This window comes from Acinetobacter seohaensis (assembly GCF_056431365.1).
Genome location: NZ_JBWKMK010000007.1, coordinates 17,227 through 33,333, shown reverse-complemented (window position 1 = coordinate 33,333; position 16,107 = coordinate 17,227). Strand labels below are relative to the sequence as shown.

Genomic DNA, 16,107 nt, shown 5'->3' with positions numbered 1-16,107 from the left:
GCCGATTCTTTGGCTTTTTTAGTACACAAAGGTTTAAACCTGTACGCAAGCCGTGTAAAATTTAAGGCGCTTTTTATTTATACACCGTTTTTATCTTTTGAGGGTCTCCCTTAATCATAATCTCGCGGTGATATGCTCCATGGTACGGGGCATCACTCCTTAAGGATTTTTATCTATGCCTATTATCACTTTGCCAAATGGCGATCAAAAACAGTTTGATCAAGCCGTATCTGTGATGGAAGTTGCTCAAAGCATCGGTCCGGGTCTTGCCAAAAATACAGTTGCTGGACGTGTGAATGATCGTTTGGTCGATGCCTGCGATTTAATTACCGAAGATGCAACCCTACAAATTATTACGCCTAAAGATGAAGAAGGCGTAGAGATTATCCGTCACTCATGTGCGCACTTAGTGGGGCATGCGGTAAAACAGCTTTTCCCTGAAGCGAAAATGGTGATTGGCCCTGTCATTGAAGAAGGTTTCTACTATGACATCTGGATGCCTCGTCCATTTACGTTAGATGATTTGGCAGCAATCGAAGAGCGTATGAAAAAGCTCATCGACCAAGATTATGATGTTGTGAAAAAAATGACCCCGCGTGATGAAGTAATTGCAGAATTCACAGCGCGTGGCGAAGAATATAAATTACGTTTGATTGCAGACATGCCAAACGAAACCCAAATGGGCTTGTACTATCATCAAGACTATTTGGATATGTGTCGTGGTCCACACGTTCCAAACACTAAATTCTTAAAGTCGTTCAAACTCACCAAAATTTCAGGCGCTTATTGGCGCGGTGATGCGAAAAACGAACAGTTACAACGTATTTATGGTACGGCTTGGGCGGACAAAAAACAGCTCGCGGCGTATATCAAACGTATTGAAGAAGCAGAAAAGCGTGACCACCGTAAAATTGGTAAAGCTTTGGACTTGTTCCATATGCAAGAAGAAGCACCAGGCATGGTGTTCTGGCATCCAAATGGCTGGACGATTTACCAAGTACTTGAGCAGTACATGCGTAAAGTACAACAAGACAACGGTTACCTAGAAATTCGTACCCCGCAAGTGGTCGATTTCACGCTATGGGAAAAATCAGGACATGCTGCCAACTACGCAGACAATATGTTCACTACCCATTCTGAAAACCGTAACTATGCAGTAAAACCAATGAACTGCCCATGTCACGTACAAGTCTTTAACCAAGGGTTAAAGTCATATCGTGATTTGCCAATTCGTCTGGCAGAATTTGGTTCATGTCACCGTAACGAGCCATCAGGTTCACTGCACGGCATTATGCGCGTACGTGGCTTTACTCAAGACGATGCCCACATTTTCTGTACCAAAGAACAAATTGGGCCAGAAGTTGCAGACTTCATCAAACTGACTTTAGATGTTTATAAAGATTTCGGTTTTGAAGAGGTGCAAATGAAACTGTCTACACGTCCTGAAAAACGTGTGGGAGATGATGCACTTTGGGATATGGCAGAAAAATCTTTGGCTGATGCCTTGGATGCTGCAGGTCTGGAATGGGAGTTACAACCGGGTGAAGGTGCGTTCTACGGCCCGAAAATTGAATTCTCACTGAAAGACTGCTTAGGTCGTGTGTGGCAATGTGGTACAATTCAGTGTGACTTTAACTTGCCTGAGCGTTTAGAGGCATCTTATGTCACTGAAGACAATGATCGTGATCAGCCTGTAATGTTGCACCGCGCAATTCTTGGCAGCTTTGAACGATTTATTGGTATACTTATTGAGCACTATGCAGGCTTTATGCCACCATGGTTAGCGCCAGTGCAAGCTTGTGTCATGAATATTACCGATTCACAAGCTGCTGCAAGTGAACAGGTCGTCGCAAAACTTAAAGAAAACGGTATTCGTGCTATTTCTGACTTGAGAAATGAGAAAATCGGCTTTAAGATTCGTGAGCGTACATTAGAGCGTATTCCATACTTACTGGTACTTGGGGACCGTGAAGTGGAAGAAGGAACGGTAAACGTCCGTACTCGCTCAGGAACAAATTTGGGTACTATGTCAATTGATGCTTTCATTGACCTAGTGAAAACAGCCGTCGCAGAACGCGGCCGGTATATTGTGGAGTAACAGCGATTAAACAGCCTGACCGTAATCAACAGGGCGGAAAATCTAACCGTCCTGCTTTGAATGATGAAATTCGTGCAAAAGAAGTCCGTCTTGTAGACGAAAATGGTGAGCAAAAAGGTATTGTAAGCTTGGCTGATGCATTACGCGCAGCAGAAAGCGTTGACCTTGACTTGGTGGAAATTGTGGCAAATGCCGAACCACCGGTGTGCAAAATCATGGACTTTAACAAGCATTTGTTTGATCTAAAGCAAAAGCAGAAAGAAGCGAAGAAAAAACAGCATCAAGTACAGGTGAAAGAAATCAAGCTCCGCCCTGCGACTGATGTTGGTGATTACAACGTAAAATTACGTGCAATTATCAAATTCCTTGAAGAAGGGAACAAGGTAAAAATCACTTTACGCTTCCGTGGTCGTGAAATGGCTCACCAACAGTTAGGTTTGGCTCAATTGCAAAAAGTTGAAGCAGATGTAATTGAATATGGTGTAGTTGAACAAGCACCAAAAATGGAAGGTCGTCAAATGGGTATGTTGCTTGGTCCTAAAAAGAAAAAGTAATCCCATCTTGAACAAAAGAAGCACTGCACCTTGGCGGTGCTTTTTTTTGCGTGATGAAAGTGAGCATCTATGTTTCATGTTTATGAGATATGCCATTCGATAAAAAAACTCTACGCAGCGACACGCAACAAACGCTTAAAAACATGCTATAACTAAAACCGCAGTAGAAGAATGCTGGTCAAAAAGCAAAAAAAGTAATGAAGGATAAAACATGATTGATCTTTATTATTGGGGCACCCCCAACGGTCATAAAATTAGTATTGCACTTGAAGAAATGGGTTTGGAATATCAAATTTTTCCCATCAATATTTCAGAAGATGATCAATTTCAGCCAGATTTTTTAAAAATTTCGCCCAATAATAAAATTCCTGCAATTGTCGATCAGAACGGTCCGCGTGGTGAGCCAATCTCTGTGTTTGAGTCGGGTGCAATTTTGCAATATCTAGGGCGCAAAACTGGCATGTTTTATCCTACCGATGAACAGGAGCGTGTTGAAGTAGAGCAGTGGCTCATGTGGCAAATGGGTGGTTTTGGTCCAATGTTAGGACAGAATCATCATTTTAGCCGTTATGCACCAGAGAAAATTCCTTATGCGATTGAACGCTATATCAATGAATCCAAGCGTTTGTATGGCGTGTTAAATAAGCAGTTGATGGGGCAAAAGTACGTGGCGGGCGAATATTCAATTGCTGATATGGCTATTTTGCCGTGGGCGTTACGTCATGACTGGCAAAATATTTCGCTGGAAGATTATCCGTATGTACAAGACTATATTACACGGCTGACTGCGCGCCCTGCAGTGCAGAAAGCACTCGCGATTCAAGTTTAAATCTACTTTTATGCTAAGATGCCAGCCACCTGATACCTCACTTTTTCAGGTGGCTTTTTTATTGGATGAGCTATGCAAGAATTTTTTTTAAACTTTACCAAGATTGTTGAGCAAAATGCCAAAGTGTATTGGAGCATTATTTTGGGCATTGTGTCTTGCTTGATCTTATTTGTGATCGAAGCATTTCATGTGCAGAATATGATTGCGGCTTTAAATAGCACAGATCAACAGGTTTTACGTGCTGCGATTGAGCCTGTTACTCAGCGTTATACATGGGCACGTGCGGCACTTATTTTGCTTAGTATTGTTTGGGCGAACTGGGAATATCGTAAAACCAAGCAGGCTTTAGGGCTTTAAATCGTCTATGCTTTGGACGCTGTTTGGTTTATTTTTATCTGCATTTGGTGCGGCAACTTTATTGCCTTTACAGTCCGAAGCTGTGTTGTTGGGGCTGTTATATGAAGGCAGCTATGCACCCATTTGGCTGATTAGCATTGCCAGTCTAGGTAATATTTTAGGTTCATGTGTGAACTGGTATTTGGGACTCAAGATCGAACATTATAAAGATAAAAAGTGGTTTCCTGTTTCGGCCACACAATTAGAAAAAGCACAGCACACTTACGCCAAATATGGGTTTTGGTCTTTATTACTCAGTTGGGTGCCGATTATTGGTGATCCAATTACGCTGATTGCAGGTTTAATGAAAGAACATTTTGCCCGTTTTGTGTTGATGGTGAGTCTAGCCAAAATCGGGCGTTATCTGTTTATTTATTTTGTTTATACATGGGTTTAAGCCAACCACCGCTTTACTGTCCCCATGTACACTTATGACTGTTCTTGTGTACCACACGTGTTTAAATCAAAATAAATTTCATCTTTTAATTTTGACTTTTTATACAGCCAAAATTGACGCGGTACATCTACTTGAGCAGCTTTCACTGCAGCTAAAACTTGTTGATCAAGCGCGTATTGTCCCGAACCTTGTGTCAATTTCACACGTTTCACTTCGCCATGCTTATTCACTTTGAGTTGAAACTTTAACTTGCGTGAGTGATTTTTTAAATCTTCCGCACTTAAGTTTAATTGTGGTTGACTACGATACTTAAATTGAACTTTTTGCTGTTGTTGCTGTGCTAACCATTGTTTAGATTGAAAATCAAACTGGCAATCTTCGTGCTGGTTATCCTGAAATCTTAAATTAAAGCTTTGAAAACCAATGGTCGGTACGGCAGTATCTTCTACATAGGTCGGTTGAATTTCAGCAGTGCGAACCGCTTGTAATAAGGCATCATCTAATTTTTTCAGCCCTGTACTTTCTTGAATAGTGGCTTGACTGATTTTGCCGGTTTCATCTGCATAAATACGCACAATTGCAGCTCGGTTTTGTTGATTTAAATCTTCATTTTTATATTTGGGTTGTGGAAACTTGCGCCATGCTAAGCGTGTGGTGAGATGAGCAGGCAAGGCAGCACTTTTTTGTACTTCGAGTGTGGCTTTTGGTGTCGATTTCTGCTGCGGTGGTTTTGCAAAAAGATGCGTCGCACTGAGTCCAAACAATAGAGTTATATATAGAGATGTTTTCATCATATTACGGTCTTTTTTATCTCACACAAGACGAGGCGAAGTATTGATGGAATTGTGGATAATCGCAAGGGTAATCCGCAACTTATTGCAAGTTTTTAGGGTGTTGATCTGCACAATTTTTGACAGAGCTTTAGCTTTATTTTGAATTGTAGTGGGTGTTCACAATTCCAGTATTTTTTCCTGAGTTGAATTACGGCAAATGAGTGAGGTAATGATCATTTTTTATTTAGCCAATATGCTTTTGTTTTAAGCAAAGATGCTTTAGAATACTCGCTCCCTTACCTGCAGGTCGTTTTTGCAATGGTGCAGACGTGCCGAACAGGTGTTTAAAGAGGTTGTTATGGCTAAGTTAAAAACTCGCCGTGGTGCAGCTAAACGTTTCAAAGCGACTGCTAACGGTTTCAAGCGTAAACAAGCGTTCAAACGCCACATTTTGACCAAAAAATCTGCTAAACGTATCCGTCAATTGCGCGGCTGTGTAATGGTTCACGTGAGTGACGTTGCTGCTGTTCGTGCTATGTGCCCATACATCTAAGGAGATTATAAATGGCTCGTGTAAAACGTGGTGTACAGGCTCATCGCCGTCATAAAAAAATTCTTGCTCGTGCTAAAGGTTACTATGGTGCTCGTTCACGCGTATATCGCGTAGCGTTCCAAGCGGTAATCAAAGCAGGTCAATACGCTTACCGTGACCGTCGTCAAAAGAAACGTCAATTCCGTGCTTTATGGATTGCGCGTATCAATGCGGGCGCTCGTCAAAATGGTTTATCGTACAGCCGTATGATCGCTGGCTTGAAAAAAGCACAAGTGATTATCGACCGTCGCGTACTTGCTGACATCGCTATGCATGACGCAGTTGCATTTGCTGCTTTAGCTACAAAAGCTAAAGATGCATTAGCTGCATAAGTCTTTATGACTTAAAAGAAAGACCGCATTTGCGGTCTTTTTTTATGCCTGAAATTTAGGGTCTCTGCCAAGTTTCATAACTCAATCTGAGAAATTTTTAGCCACAGCCTGAGCAAAAACAAGCACTGCTTTGTTTGCAGCGGAAGGCGCAGCGAAGGACAAGCATATTTTTTGCTGCTATTGCGTTATGTGCCAGTCATTTAGAATGACTAAATTTCCTGTCCCATGCCTTATATCAGCTAAAAAATATGCGTTGTCGCAAACATAGACGAATTGTCAACAGCCCCTAAGCTTATAAACCAAAATAATAGGCAGCTGCACAAATAACCACAGTCATTAAAATCAGTTTAATCACGGCAGATGTACCCACTTTATGCGTAGCTGCAGGTGTTGGTATTTGTGGTGAAGCGATGTTTTGTACTTGGCTAGGCGTTGATTCAAAAGGATCAGGTGTTTGCACTGGCGTGAGCTGTGCGGTCTGATAATGGTTCGCAACCTTGGTGATAAATTTGGCGTGTAAATCTTCAAGTTTCTGAGAAAAATGACGTAAATTGAGTTGTTCGCTTGGTTCAAGTTCTGTGCCATCGGCATGATAAGGATGCTGGATTTTATTCTGAATGTGTTGATCCAGTGCATCTAAACGATACAGCATCTGATGTGCATAGGCAGCAGGGTAGTCTGCGGGAATTAACGCCAAAGTTGGGTACATGCTTTCAGTTGCGTTTTGAGTAAGATCTACACCGAAATAAGGTTTAGCGCTTTGCTCTGGTTCAACAAACTCTGTAGCACAAGGATTTAAAAATAACTCGGAGCGAATAAAGCGATCAATTTCATCCCAGTTTGGAGAGGCAAAATCTGTATCGAGCTGTCTGGCAAGTTTGTGATTTAATTGATAACGCCACATGACTTCTTGACGTAGCTCGCTCTGTTGGGAAACAGGCGCCATATAATCTTGTTCTGCAGTATACCATTCTGCAAGCTCTTTTCCGAAAATCCAAGCAGATTTGTGCTGTGCCTCGTGACTCACAATAAAGTGTGCAAAAGGCAATAACTCTACATTTGGATTGGGGTTTTTTTCATCATTTAAAATACTTGCCTGATGTAGGCTTAAACGTCGCACACCTTGTTGTTTAAGATGCTCTAACCAGATTTGAAAGTGTTGTGCCAGTAAATGTTGTGACAATAAATCACGAAACTGAATTTGATGCTGGTTAAACACTTGATGCTTGAGCCAATGATTAAAACTTAAATCTTGAGCCAAATATTCATTGCCATAAGTCACAAGGGCAAGTTGCTGTTTCCAAATCTGATCGAGCGCCATAATGTTGAGATCTCGTGGTGATTGGCTTTATCTTATACTTTTTGTATTTCAAGATGCTAATCTAATTTTCATTACATCGAAGCTTCATCAAAGCGACTAAAAACTGTTAGAATACGGGGTTTTTAAATTATTTCTAAATTGTTGCTTTTGAGAGTTACTATGTCACTGGAAGCCCTGACCAATGAAGCGCTCGCTGCAATTGCAGCAGCAGAGGACCTTGCTACACTCGACCAGGTGCGAGTGCAATTTACGGGGAAAAAAAGCCAGCTTGCGGAACAATCCAAAGCACTGGGTAAAATGGACCCTGAACAGCGTAAAGAATTTGGTGCACAAATTCATGCTGTGCGTGAAGCAATCAATGCGGCATTAACTGCGCGTCAAACTGAATTACAACAAGCGGCTTTGGCACAAAAACTGGCGAATGAAACCGTTGATATTACTTTGCCAGGTCGTGGTCAAAGCATCGGCAGTATTCACCCAGTTACGCAGGTACAGGAACGTATTTGCCAATTCTTTACCAAAGCAGGTTTTACCGTGGCAACGGGCCCAGAAGTTGAAGATGACTATCACAACTTTGAAGCGTTGAATATTCCAGGACATCACCCTGCGCGTGCCATGCACGATACTTTCTATTTTGATGTGAATCATTTATTGCGTACCCACACGTCGGGCGTACAAATTCGCACCATGGAAAATCAACAGCCGCCTATTCGTATTGTTTGTCCAGGTCGTGTGTATCGCTGCGACTCAGACCAAACACACTCACCAATGTTCCATCAAATTGAAGGCTTATACGTCGCAGAAAATACCAGTTTTGCAGAACTCAAAGGTTTGTTGATTAACTTATTAAATGAATTCTTTGAAAAAGACTTAAAAGTACGTTTCCGCCCATCTTATTTCCCATTCACAGAGCCAAGTGCTGAAGTGGATATTATGGATGAACGTGGTCGCTGGTTGGAAGTTTTGGGCTGCGGCATGGTGCATCCAAACGTGTTACGCGCTTCAGGCATCGACCCAGAAAAATATAAAGGTTTTGCCTTCGGTTTAGGGGTAGAGCGTTTTGCGATGTTGCGTTATGGCATCAATGACTTGCGTATGTTCTACCAAAATGATGTGCGTTTCTTGCGCCAGTTTGCTTAAAACTTTTTAAACAACCTTTCCTAAAATTAGGAGAGGGAAAAGAGATTATTTTTAAATTTTAAAAATCCCCCTAAATCCCCCTTTGTAAAAGGGGGACTTACGCGAAATAAATAGAAGTGTGGGAATTCCCCTCTTTGTTAAAGAGGGGTTAGGGGAGATTCAGGAAATGAATGTATGAAAATTAGCGAAAATTGGCTACGCACGTGGGTTAACCCAGCCATTGACAGCGATACTTTATCGAATCAACTCACGATGCTGGGTCTAGAAGTTGATGATATGTCACCAGCAGCAAAGCCATTTACAGGCGTTGTGGTGGGTGAAGTCTTAACGGTTGAACAGCATCCAGATGCAGATCGTTTACGTGTGACTACGGTAAATATTGGTTCAGGTGAGCCGTTGCAGATTGTGTGTGGTGCGCCAAACGTGCGTGTAGGTATGAAAGCACCTGTGGCAACCATTGGTGCGGTATTGCCAGGCGACTTTAAAATCAAAAAAGGCAAACTGCGTGGTGTGGAATCACAAGGGATGCTCTGCGGCGCATCAGAAATTGACCTTGAAGATAAACTTGATGGTTTATTGGAACTGCCTGCAGATGCACCTGTAGGTGTGAATGTACGTGAATATCTTGATCTAGATGACCATGTCATTGATATCAGTATTACTCCAAACCGTGGTGATTGTTTCAGTATTCGTGGTATTGCCCGTGAAATTGGGGTGATTAACCAATTGCCAGTGAATACACCTGACATTCAGGCAGTAGCGGCAACTATTCAGGATGAAAAAACTGTACAAAGTTTGACGGAAGGCTGCCCACGTTATTTAGGTCGTGTGATTAAAAATGTAAATACCAAAGCCGCTACACCTGAGTGGATGGAGCGCGCGTTGGCACGTTCAGGTATCCGTCAGCACAGTATTTTGGTTGATATTACCAACTATGTCTTGATTGAATTGGGTCAGCCAATGCACGCTTTTGATGGTGCTAAAATTCAAGGTGGCATTCAAGTTCGTCAAGCGACTGCAGCAGAAAAATTGGTGCTGTTAAACGAGCAAGAAGTTGAGCTGCAAGATGATGTGATGGTGATTGCCGATGACGCAAAAGTATTGGCGATGGCGGGCATCATGGGTGGTTTATCTTCTGCGGTAAGTGATGAAACCACAGAAATTTTCCTTGAATCCGCTTTCTTTGCACCATTGCATATCGCAGGTCGTGCACGTCGTTATGGTTTGCATACCGATGCCTCACAGCGTTATGAACGTGGTGTCGATTTTGAATTGCCATTATTGGCGATGAACCGTGCATCACAACTGATTGCAGAATTTGCTGGCGGCGAATTTGGTCCAATTACAGTGGCAGAACAAGCAGCACAATTGCCAACACGTGAAGCAATTGCGTTAAATCAAGCGCAAGTCGATCAGCTCTTGGGTTATCACGTTGATGCTACATTTATTACCGATGCTTTAACTCGTTTAGGCTGCGAAGTTACTGTTCAAGCTGAAGGTCAGTGGAGCGTTGTACCACCATCACATCGTTTTGATATGGCAATTTACCAAGACTTAATTGAAGAAGTTGCTCGTATTCACGGTTATGACAACATTCAAATCAGTTTGCCTGTGATTGATGTGCAATTAGCAAAATACCAAGATCAGTTTGAAGTTGCGCAATTACGTCAAACCGCAGTGACTTTAGGTTATCAAGAAGCAATTAGTTTTAGCTTTGCCGATGCAAAATTGGAAAAACAATTAAACCCTGCAGTGAATCCGTTGGCATTGGCGAATCCAATTTCAAGCGATTTGGCAGTAATGCGCTCAACGTTGTTATCCAGCTTAATTCCATGCGTTCAGTACAACGTGAATCGTCAACAAAACCGTGTGCGTTTCTTTGAGTTGGGTTTACGTTTTGATTATCAACATGCAGCAAGCATTCATGACTTGAAGCAAATTCCAACTTTGGCATTGATTGCGGTAGGTGCTAAACATGCAGAATCTTGGCATGCTAAAGCTCAGCCTATGGATTTCTTCGATTTTAAAGGCGATATTGAAGAAATTTTAGCTGCAGGTCGTGTGCAGGTAGAGTATGTTCGTTCAGAGCGTACTTGGTTGCATCCTGGACAATCTGCTGAAATTTTGGTAGATGGTCAGTCTATTGGTTACTTTGGTCGTTTACATCCATCTTTAGAAGATGAGCTGGATTTAGGCACGGCTTGGGTAGCAGAACTCGATCAAACAGCAGTTTTGCAAACTTATGTATCTAATTTTACAGAATTATCACGTTTTCCATCGGTTAGACGTGATATTGCGCTTTTAATTAGTGATAAGATAAATGTAAGCGAAATTCAGCAACTTATTGAAAAAACGGGTGGAGCGCTGTTAGACTCAACTTGGTTATTCGATGTGTATACTGGACAAGGTGTTGAACAAGGCAAGCGTTCTTTGGCTTTTGCTCTGTTATGGCAACATCCAACACGTACACTTGAAGATGCTGAAATTAAATCTGGTATGGATAACATTCTGCAAGTGTTGGAAAACACTTACCAAGCGACATTGAGGGCTTCATGACAGCATTAACAAAAGCAGAAATGGCTGATCATTTAAGTGAGCTCACGAGTTTAAACCGCCGTGAAGCGAAACAAATGGTCGAGTTATTTTTTGATGAGATCAGCCAAGCACTGATCTCTGGCGAGCAAGTTAAACTTTCAGGGTTTGGGAACTTCGAGTTACGTGATAAACGTCAACGACCTGGTCGCAACCCGAAAACAGGCGAAGAAATTCCAATTTCAGCCCGCCGTGTAGTCACATTCCGCGCAGGGCAGAAATTCCGCCAGCGTGTGGGAAATGAGCAGATCGATTGATCTGCTTTTTTTTATGCTTTTTATAAGAGATTTTAGAAAGACGCTGTGATTTAGCAAGACATAGTGATTGATCTTGCAATTGAGAGACTTGAATCAAACTATGGATATGAATGAAAACACTGTAGAGCTGAACAAGACGCTACCTAAGAATTGAGCGTGGAGATGAGAAACCAAAAGGTTATATCGAAATAAATGCCGAATGGGGTTAAGTGTTTTAGTTAAATGCTTTTATATGCTGAATCATCTACTTGAAAAAGATGGATTGAGCGATTTGGAGATATTGTGCTGAGTAAAATAAATTTTAGACAAAATATTCAGAAATAAAAAAGAGAGCCATCGGCTCTCTTTTTGTACTGCATAATCGTATCGATTATTGAGCAGCAGCTTCAGAAGCAGCAGCAGCAGCGTCTACAGCAGCATCAGCAGCGTCAGTTGCAGCAGCAGCAGCAGTGTCAGCAGCATCAGTAGCAGCGTCTACAGCAGCTTCAGCGCCAGAAGCAACTTCTACAGCAGCAGCGTCAGCAGCAGCTTCAGCTTCAGATGCAGCTACAACAGCTTCAGATGCAGCAGCGTTAGCGTCAGCAGCAGCTTCTTCAGTTTTTTTAGCACAACCAACGAAAGCTAAAGTAGTAGCAACTGCAGCAGCAATAGCGATTTTTTTGAATAACATGGCATCACTCTCTAAAATATGAGATTAAAAAAAACCGACGTTAGTCTGTTGTATGCTTTTATTATTCCTAAATTTTGTTAGGCACTAACAACGCAGGCGCAGTCTAACTGGTCTGCGAATATGCTATCACTGCGCTTTTTGAATTGCTACTAGGTTGATTGAAAAAAAGGCAAAAAAACGCGAAAAATACGTGCTTTTTTAACAGAAAATAACAATTAATTTGGCATTTTAGATTGGAGAGTTGCACGGTAACTGGCTAAAAACTAAAAGGTTTTTACTAAATATTTTTTTATAATCATTTACTTAAAAATAAGTTTACATATACCGCGTGCAATTGTGTCTTTATGTAAATTTTGTCAACCAAATAAAAAAGCCATCGTTTTAAGATGACTTTTTTAGGTGTTTTAATATTTATAGCCGTTTAATTGGCTGCTTTACGTTTCATTTGATCAAAGAAGTCGTCATTAGTTTTGGTTTCTTTCATGCGATCAAGCAAGAATTCCATTGCTGCCAATTCATCTTGAGTGTGTAACAATTTACGCAAAATCCAAACTTTACGCAAATTATCTTCACTCATTAAGCGCTCTTCACGACGTGTACCTGATTTTTTGATGTTCATGGCAGGGAAAACACGTTTTTCTGCAATACGACGGTCTAAGGTAATCTCTTGGTTGCCTGTACCTTTAAACTCTTCGTAAATCACTTCATCCATTTTACTGCCAGTTTCAATCAGTGCAGTTGAAATAATGGTTAGAGAACCACCTTCTTCAATATTACGTGCAGCACCAAAGAAGCGTTTTGGACGTTCTAAAGCGTGCGCATCAACACCACCTGTTAAAACCTTGCCTGAAGAAGGTACGACAGTGTTGTAGGCGCGTGCCAAACGGGTAATCGAATCCAGTAAAATCACCACGTCTTTTTTATGTTCAACTAAACGCTTGGCTTTTTCAATGACCATTTCTGCAACTTGAACGTGACGAGCAGGTGACTCATCAAATGTTGATGCAATCACTTCACCGCGCACGGTGCGTTCCATTTCAGTCACTTCTTCAGGGCGTTCATCAATGAGAAGTACAATCAAGAACACTTCTGGGTTGTTACGAACAATCGACTGAGCGATGTTTTGTAGCAACATGGTTTTACCCGCTTTAGGCGGAGCCACAATAATTGAACGCTGACCTTTACCAATTGGCGCAACCAAATCTACCACACGTGCAGTTAAGTCTTCAGTTGTTCCATTACCTAACTCCATCACCAACTGTTCTGTTGGGAAAAGCGGGGTTAAGTTTTCAAATAAGATTTTATTACGTGAATTTTCAGGGGTGTCATAGTTAATTTGATTGACTTTGAGCAAAGCAAAATAACGTTCGCCTTCTTTTGGTGGACGAATCGTACCTGTAATGGTGTCACCCGTGCGCAGGTTAAAGCGACGAATTTGCGAAGGGCTGACATAAATATCATCTGGGCCAGCAAGGTATGAACCTGCAGCTGAGCGTAAGAAACCAAAACCATCAGAGAGAATTTCTAGAACGCCATCACCAAAAATCTCTTCACCATTCATGGCATGGCGCTTTAAGATGGCAAAAATAATGTCTTGCTTGCGGTTACGCGCCATTCCTTCAAGGCCCATAAACTCGGCAATCTTGATGAGTTCGCCAATCGGTTTTTTCTTGAGTTCGGTTAAATTCATAGAGGTTCTGATAGAATTAAAATTCTGGGGTACAGGTTAGAGAGGGAGCAACATTTAGCCGCATTCATACAATAAAATGAAAGCAATTGTATTTGCACAATAACGATTCAGAGCACTGATTCATTGTTTGATTGAAAAATGTGAAAAACAATTTCTGTTGCCGAGCGGCATTTTTGTGTTGTGTCTTTTCAGAAAGAGGATGAAAGATCCTGCGTTTCCTGAGCATGCAATATAAGAGAGAAACGTCTACTTGTCAATTTGTAGGCAAAAAAAATACGCCAATGCGTGGCGTATTTTTTTTCATCATCTCTATAAATAGACGATGGATCAATCGACTTAGATATTTTCGTCAATAAACGCAGTCAATTTAGATTTAGGTGCTGCACCGACTTGCTGTGCAACCACTTCACCATTTTTGAACATCAATAATGCTGGAATATTACGGATGTTGTAGTTCACTGCAGTTTGTTCGCAAGAGGTTACATCAACTTTTACAATTTTAACTTTGCCTTGGTATTCGTCTGCAAGTACTTCAAGTACAGGTGCAATTGCTTTACATGGCGCACACCAGCCAGCCCAGAAGTCAACCAATACAGGAGTATCCGATTGAAGAACATCTGCTTCGAAGTTTGCATCAGTGGTGTTTACGATGTTGCCAGACATGGATTACGCTCCAAATAATTTTTAAGATAGCTTTGGTTAGTATTACATAGCCATCTTGAACAAAGTAGGGGAATCTGTGGATTTTCCATTCAAAATACAAATTTGTCCAATTGATCGTGACGATAACGCTAAACGAAAATGCGAATTCTGTAACACAATTGTCATATATGCGGAAAATTTAAATAGTCGTCAAATTGTGCTGATAAATGGCTTTTAAATTAGGTGTATGTGAATTACTCTAGGCACAATTCTGTCTAGGTTTGTTTGAAGAATGTCTGATTTTTTAATTGATGAAGAGTTACTCGCAGCCATCGATATGGGGTCGAATAGTTTCCACTTGGCGATTGCTCGAGTGGATCATGGTGAAGTAAAAAAAGTGGCATCAATGTCAGAAAAAGTACAGTTGGCCGCAGGTTTAGATGAAAATAAGAATTTGACCGAAGCTGCTCAACAACGTGGTTTGGCATGTTTGGCGCGTTTTGTGGGACGTTTAACTGCGGTGCAGTCAAACCGTTTGCGTATTGTGGCAACCAACGCATTGCGTCAGGCCAAAAATGGACATGAGTTTATTCAAAAAGCCGCAGAAATTTTGCCTAAACCTATTGAAATTATTGCAGGGCGTGAAGAAGCCCGTTTAATTTATTTAGGCGTATCGCACACGATGGCAAATAGTGGTCGTCGTTTGGTAATTGACATTGGCGGTGGTTCGACAGAGTTGATTATTGGCGAAGAATTTGAGCCAATTCATACCGAATCTTTACAAATGGGCTGTGTGGCCTATACCAAAGCCTATTTTGCCGATGGTGAAATTAGCAAGAGCAGTTTTGAAAAAGCAGTGGTTGCAGCGCGTAAAGAACTGTATTCGATTGCCAATACTTATAAAGAAGCAGGTTGGGATACCGTTGCAGGTTCGAGCGGTACCATTAAAGCCTGTCGTCAAATTACGGTAAATATGGGCTGGAGCAATGAGCAGGAAAATCTGACTCGTGAAGGTTTAGAAAAACTCAAAGACCGTTTGCTCAAGTTTAAACACGTATCAGAAATGGAATTTGATGGTCTAAAAGAAGACCGTCGAGCAGTTTTGCCAGCAGGTTTGGCAATTTTATATGCGGTATTTGATGTATTAGATATCGATAAACTGGTGTATTCCGATGGGGCTTTGCGTGAAGGCGTAATGTATGACTTGTTGGGACGTTTCCAGCATGAAGACATTCGTGATCGCAGTGTACAGGCCTTGATGGGGCGTTATAACTCAGACCCGAAACAGGCTGGACGTGTGGTGAAAACTGCGCAACATTTATTTGACAGCGTGGCAGAATCATTAAAATTAAATAACGAAGATAGTGACTTATTGCGTCGTGCTGCGTACCTACATGAAATTGGTTTAGCCATCAGTCACAGCAGTTATCATCGTCACGGTGCATATTTATTGCAACATTCGGACATTCCCGGTTTCTCACAAATTGACCAAAACTATCTCTCGCATTTGGTCGGCAACCATCGTCGAAAGTTGCGCCAAGACGCGAAAACAGAAGCACTGAAAGCGGGTGGCAATAAAATTGTTTACTTAAGTTTGTTGCTTCGCCTTGCAGTTTTGGTCAACGCAAGTCGTAGCGATGCGATGCTTCCTGCCATTGAATTAAGCATCCGCAATGCGCAACAATGGCAGCTCAGCGTGTCGGGTGATGCCAAACAATGGCCATTGCTTGTCGCTGAATTGCACGATGAACAAGTGCAATTCAAGAATTGGGACATTGAATTGAATATTCAGTCGGAACAATTTGTCGATTAAGATTTGGTTAA

The 16,107-nt window shown here is 41.6% G+C and carries 16 protein-coding genes; 11 read left to right on the top strand and 5 right to left on the bottom strand.

Features of this window, described 5'->3' with window-relative positions:
- The first annotated feature begins 175 nt into the window (after positions 1-175).
- From thrS to AC07E5_RS00880, 5 genes are all read left to right on the top strand, one after another.
- Positions 176-2,098 carry a threonine--tRNA ligase gene (gene thrS, locus AC07E5_RS00900; protein ID WP_004975142.1) on the top strand — a complete coding sequence of 641 codons (1,923 nt, stop codon included), beginning with the start codon at positions 176-178 and terminating at the stop codon, positions 2,096-2,098.
- Between the two features lie 5 nt (positions 2,099-2,103).
- Entirely contained in the window at positions 2,104-2,652 is a 549-nt protein-coding gene (infC, locus tag AC07E5_RS00895) for a translation initiation factor IF-3 (RefSeq protein WP_096902435.1), read from the top strand.
- Positions 2,653-2,863: 211 nt separating this feature from the next.
- Positions 2,864-3,481, top strand: coding sequence for a glutathione S-transferase N-terminal domain-containing protein (locus AC07E5_RS00890; protein ID WP_004975146.1), 618 nt, complete (start codon positions 2,864-2,866; stop codon positions 3,479-3,481).
- 72 nt (positions 3,482-3,553) lie between these two features.
- Complete coding sequence (locus AC07E5_RS00885) at positions 3,554-3,838, top strand: hypothetical protein (RefSeq protein WP_004975148.1); 285 nt, start codon at positions 3,554-3,556, stop codon at positions 3,836-3,838.
- 7 nt (positions 3,839-3,845) lie between these two features.
- The gene (locus AC07E5_RS00880; RefSeq protein ID WP_004975149.1) at positions 3,846-4,274 is read left to right on the top strand and encodes a YqaA family protein; all 429 of its coding nucleotides are present in this window, start codon (positions 3,846-3,848) and stop codon (positions 4,272-4,274) included.
- A 32-nt stretch (positions 4,275-4,306) separates the two neighbouring features.
- On the opposite strand, the gene AC07E5_RS00875 is transcribed toward AC07E5_RS00880, so the two are convergent.
- Positions 4,307-5,065, bottom strand: coding sequence for an energy transducer TonB (locus AC07E5_RS00875; RefSeq protein ID WP_373683866.1), 759 nt, complete (start codon positions 5,063-5,065; stop codon positions 4,307-4,309).
- A 340-nt stretch (positions 5,066-5,405) separates the two neighbouring features.
- Between AC07E5_RS00875 and rpmI the strand changes: the two genes are divergently transcribed.
- Both rpmI and rplT read left to right on the top strand, forming a co-directional pair.
- On the top strand, positions 5,406-5,600 hold the full coding sequence (gene rpmI / locus AC07E5_RS00870) for a 50S ribosomal protein L35 (RefSeq protein WP_004975152.1): 195 nt from the start codon (positions 5,406-5,408) through the stop codon (positions 5,598-5,600).
- 11 nt (positions 5,601-5,611) lie between these two features.
- Positions 5,612-5,971, top strand: coding sequence for a 50S ribosomal protein L20 (gene rplT, locus AC07E5_RS00865; protein ID WP_004975153.1), 360 nt, complete (start codon positions 5,612-5,614; stop codon positions 5,969-5,971).
- Between the two features lie 292 nt (positions 5,972-6,263).
- Here rplT and AC07E5_RS00860 read toward each other — a convergent pair whose 3' ends face one another.
- Positions 6,264-7,292: a hypothetical protein gene (locus AC07E5_RS00860; protein WP_004975155.1), complete on the bottom strand. Its 1,029-nt coding sequence runs from the start codon at positions 7,290-7,292 to the stop codon at positions 6,264-6,266.
- A 159-nt stretch (positions 7,293-7,451) separates the two neighbouring features.
- On the opposite strand from AC07E5_RS00860, the gene pheS reads away from it, so the two are divergent.
- The 3 genes from pheS (at position 7,452) to AC07E5_RS00845 (ending at position 11,281) form a co-directional block, all read left to right on the top strand.
- Positions 7,452-8,432: a phenylalanine--tRNA ligase subunit alpha gene (gene pheS / locus AC07E5_RS00855; protein ID WP_004975156.1), complete on the top strand. Its 981-nt coding sequence runs from the start codon at positions 7,452-7,454 to the stop codon at positions 8,430-8,432.
- A gap of 174 nt (positions 8,433-8,606) precedes the next feature.
- Positions 8,607-10,988: a phenylalanine--tRNA ligase subunit beta gene (gene pheT, locus AC07E5_RS00850; protein ID WP_131260746.1), complete on the top strand. Its 2,382-nt coding sequence runs from the start codon at positions 8,607-8,609 to the stop codon at positions 10,986-10,988.
- Complete coding sequence (locus AC07E5_RS00845; protein WP_004649746.1) at positions 10,985-11,281, top strand: integration host factor subunit alpha; 297 nt, start codon at positions 10,985-10,987, stop codon at positions 11,279-11,281. The genes pheT and AC07E5_RS00845 overlap by 4 nt, the downstream gene beginning before the upstream one ends.
- 370 nt (positions 11,282-11,651) lie before the next feature.
- Here AC07E5_RS00845 and AC07E5_RS00840 read toward each other — a convergent pair whose 3' ends face one another.
- The 3 genes from AC07E5_RS00840 to trxA form a co-directional block, all read right to left on the bottom strand.
- Positions 11,652-11,951 carry a hypothetical protein gene (locus tag AC07E5_RS00840; protein WP_131260745.1) on the bottom strand — a complete coding sequence of 100 codons (300 nt, stop codon included), beginning with the start codon at positions 11,949-11,951 and terminating at the stop codon, positions 11,652-11,654.
- A gap of 421 nt (positions 11,952-12,372) precedes the next feature.
- Entirely contained in the window at positions 12,373-13,641 is a 1,269-nt protein-coding gene (gene rho / locus AC07E5_RS00835) for a transcription termination factor Rho (RefSeq protein ID WP_004975162.1), read from the bottom strand.
- 336 nt (positions 13,642-13,977) lie between these two features.
- On the bottom strand, positions 13,978-14,304 hold the full coding sequence (gene trxA, locus AC07E5_RS00830) for a thioredoxin (RefSeq protein ID WP_004975164.1): 327 nt from the start codon (positions 14,302-14,304) through the stop codon (positions 13,978-13,980).
- Positions 14,305-14,575: 271 nt separating this feature from the next.
- Here trxA and ppx point away from each other — a divergent pair, with 271 nt between their 5' ends.
- Positions 14,576-16,096 (top strand): exopolyphosphatase, encoded by a 1,521-nt coding sequence (gene ppx / locus AC07E5_RS00825; RefSeq protein WP_004975167.1) that lies wholly within the window; start codon positions 14,576-14,578, stop codon positions 16,094-16,096.
- Positions 16,097-16,107 lie beyond the last annotated feature (11 nt).

What these genes read in the sequence shown, in the direction of transcription:
- thrS (WP_004975142.1), top strand. Translation starts at nt 176, where the DNA reads ATGCCTATTATCACTTTGCCAAATGGCGATCAAAAACAGTTTGATCAA.
- AC07E5_RS00880 (WP_004975149.1), top strand. Translation starts at nt 3,846, where the DNA reads ATGCTTTGGACGCTGTTTGGTTTATTTTTATCTGCATTTGGTGCGGCA.
- AC07E5_RS00845 (WP_004649746.1), top strand. Translation starts at nt 10,985, where the DNA reads ATGACAGCATTAACAAAAGCAGAAATGGCTGATCATTTAAGTGAGCTC.
- AC07E5_RS00840 (WP_131260745.1), bottom strand. Translation starts at nt 11,951, where the DNA reads ATGTTATTCAAAAAAATCGCTATTGCTGCTGCAGTTGCTACTACTTTA.
- AC07E5_RS00885 (WP_004975148.1), top strand. Translation starts at nt 3,554, where the DNA reads ATGCAAGAATTTTTTTTAAACTTTACCAAGATTGTTGAGCAAAATGCC.
- pheS (WP_004975156.1), top strand. Translation starts at nt 7,452, where the DNA reads ATGTCACTGGAAGCCCTGACCAATGAAGCGCTCGCTGCAATTGCAGCA.
- AC07E5_RS00860 (WP_004975155.1), bottom strand. Translation starts at nt 7,292, where the DNA reads ATGGCGCTCGATCAGATTTGGAAACAGCAACTTGCCCTTGTGACTTAT.
- AC07E5_RS00890 (WP_004975146.1), top strand. Translation starts at nt 2,864, where the DNA reads ATGATTGATCTTTATTATTGGGGCACCCCCAACGGTCATAAAATTAGT.
- rho (WP_004975162.1), bottom strand. Translation starts at nt 13,641, where the DNA reads ATGAATTTAACCGAACTCAAGAAAAAACCGATTGGCGAACTCATCAAG.
- pheT (WP_131260746.1), top strand. Translation starts at nt 8,607, where the DNA reads ATGAAAATTAGCGAAAATTGGCTACGCACGTGGGTTAACCCAGCCATT.
- ppx (WP_004975167.1), top strand. Translation starts at nt 14,576, where the DNA reads ATGTCTGATTTTTTAATTGATGAAGAGTTACTCGCAGCCATCGATATG.
- rpmI (WP_004975152.1), top strand. Translation starts at nt 5,406, where the DNA reads ATGGCTAAGTTAAAAACTCGCCGTGGTGCAGCTAAACGTTTCAAAGCG.
- trxA (WP_004975164.1), bottom strand. Translation starts at nt 14,304, where the DNA reads ATGTCTGGCAACATCGTAAACACCACTGATGCAAACTTCGAAGCAGAT.
- AC07E5_RS00875 (WP_373683866.1), bottom strand. Translation starts at nt 5,065, where the DNA reads ATGAAAACATCTCTATATATAACTCTATTGTTTGGACTCAGTGCGACG.
- rplT (WP_004975153.1), top strand. Translation starts at nt 5,612, where the DNA reads ATGGCTCGTGTAAAACGTGGTGTACAGGCTCATCGCCGTCATAAAAAA.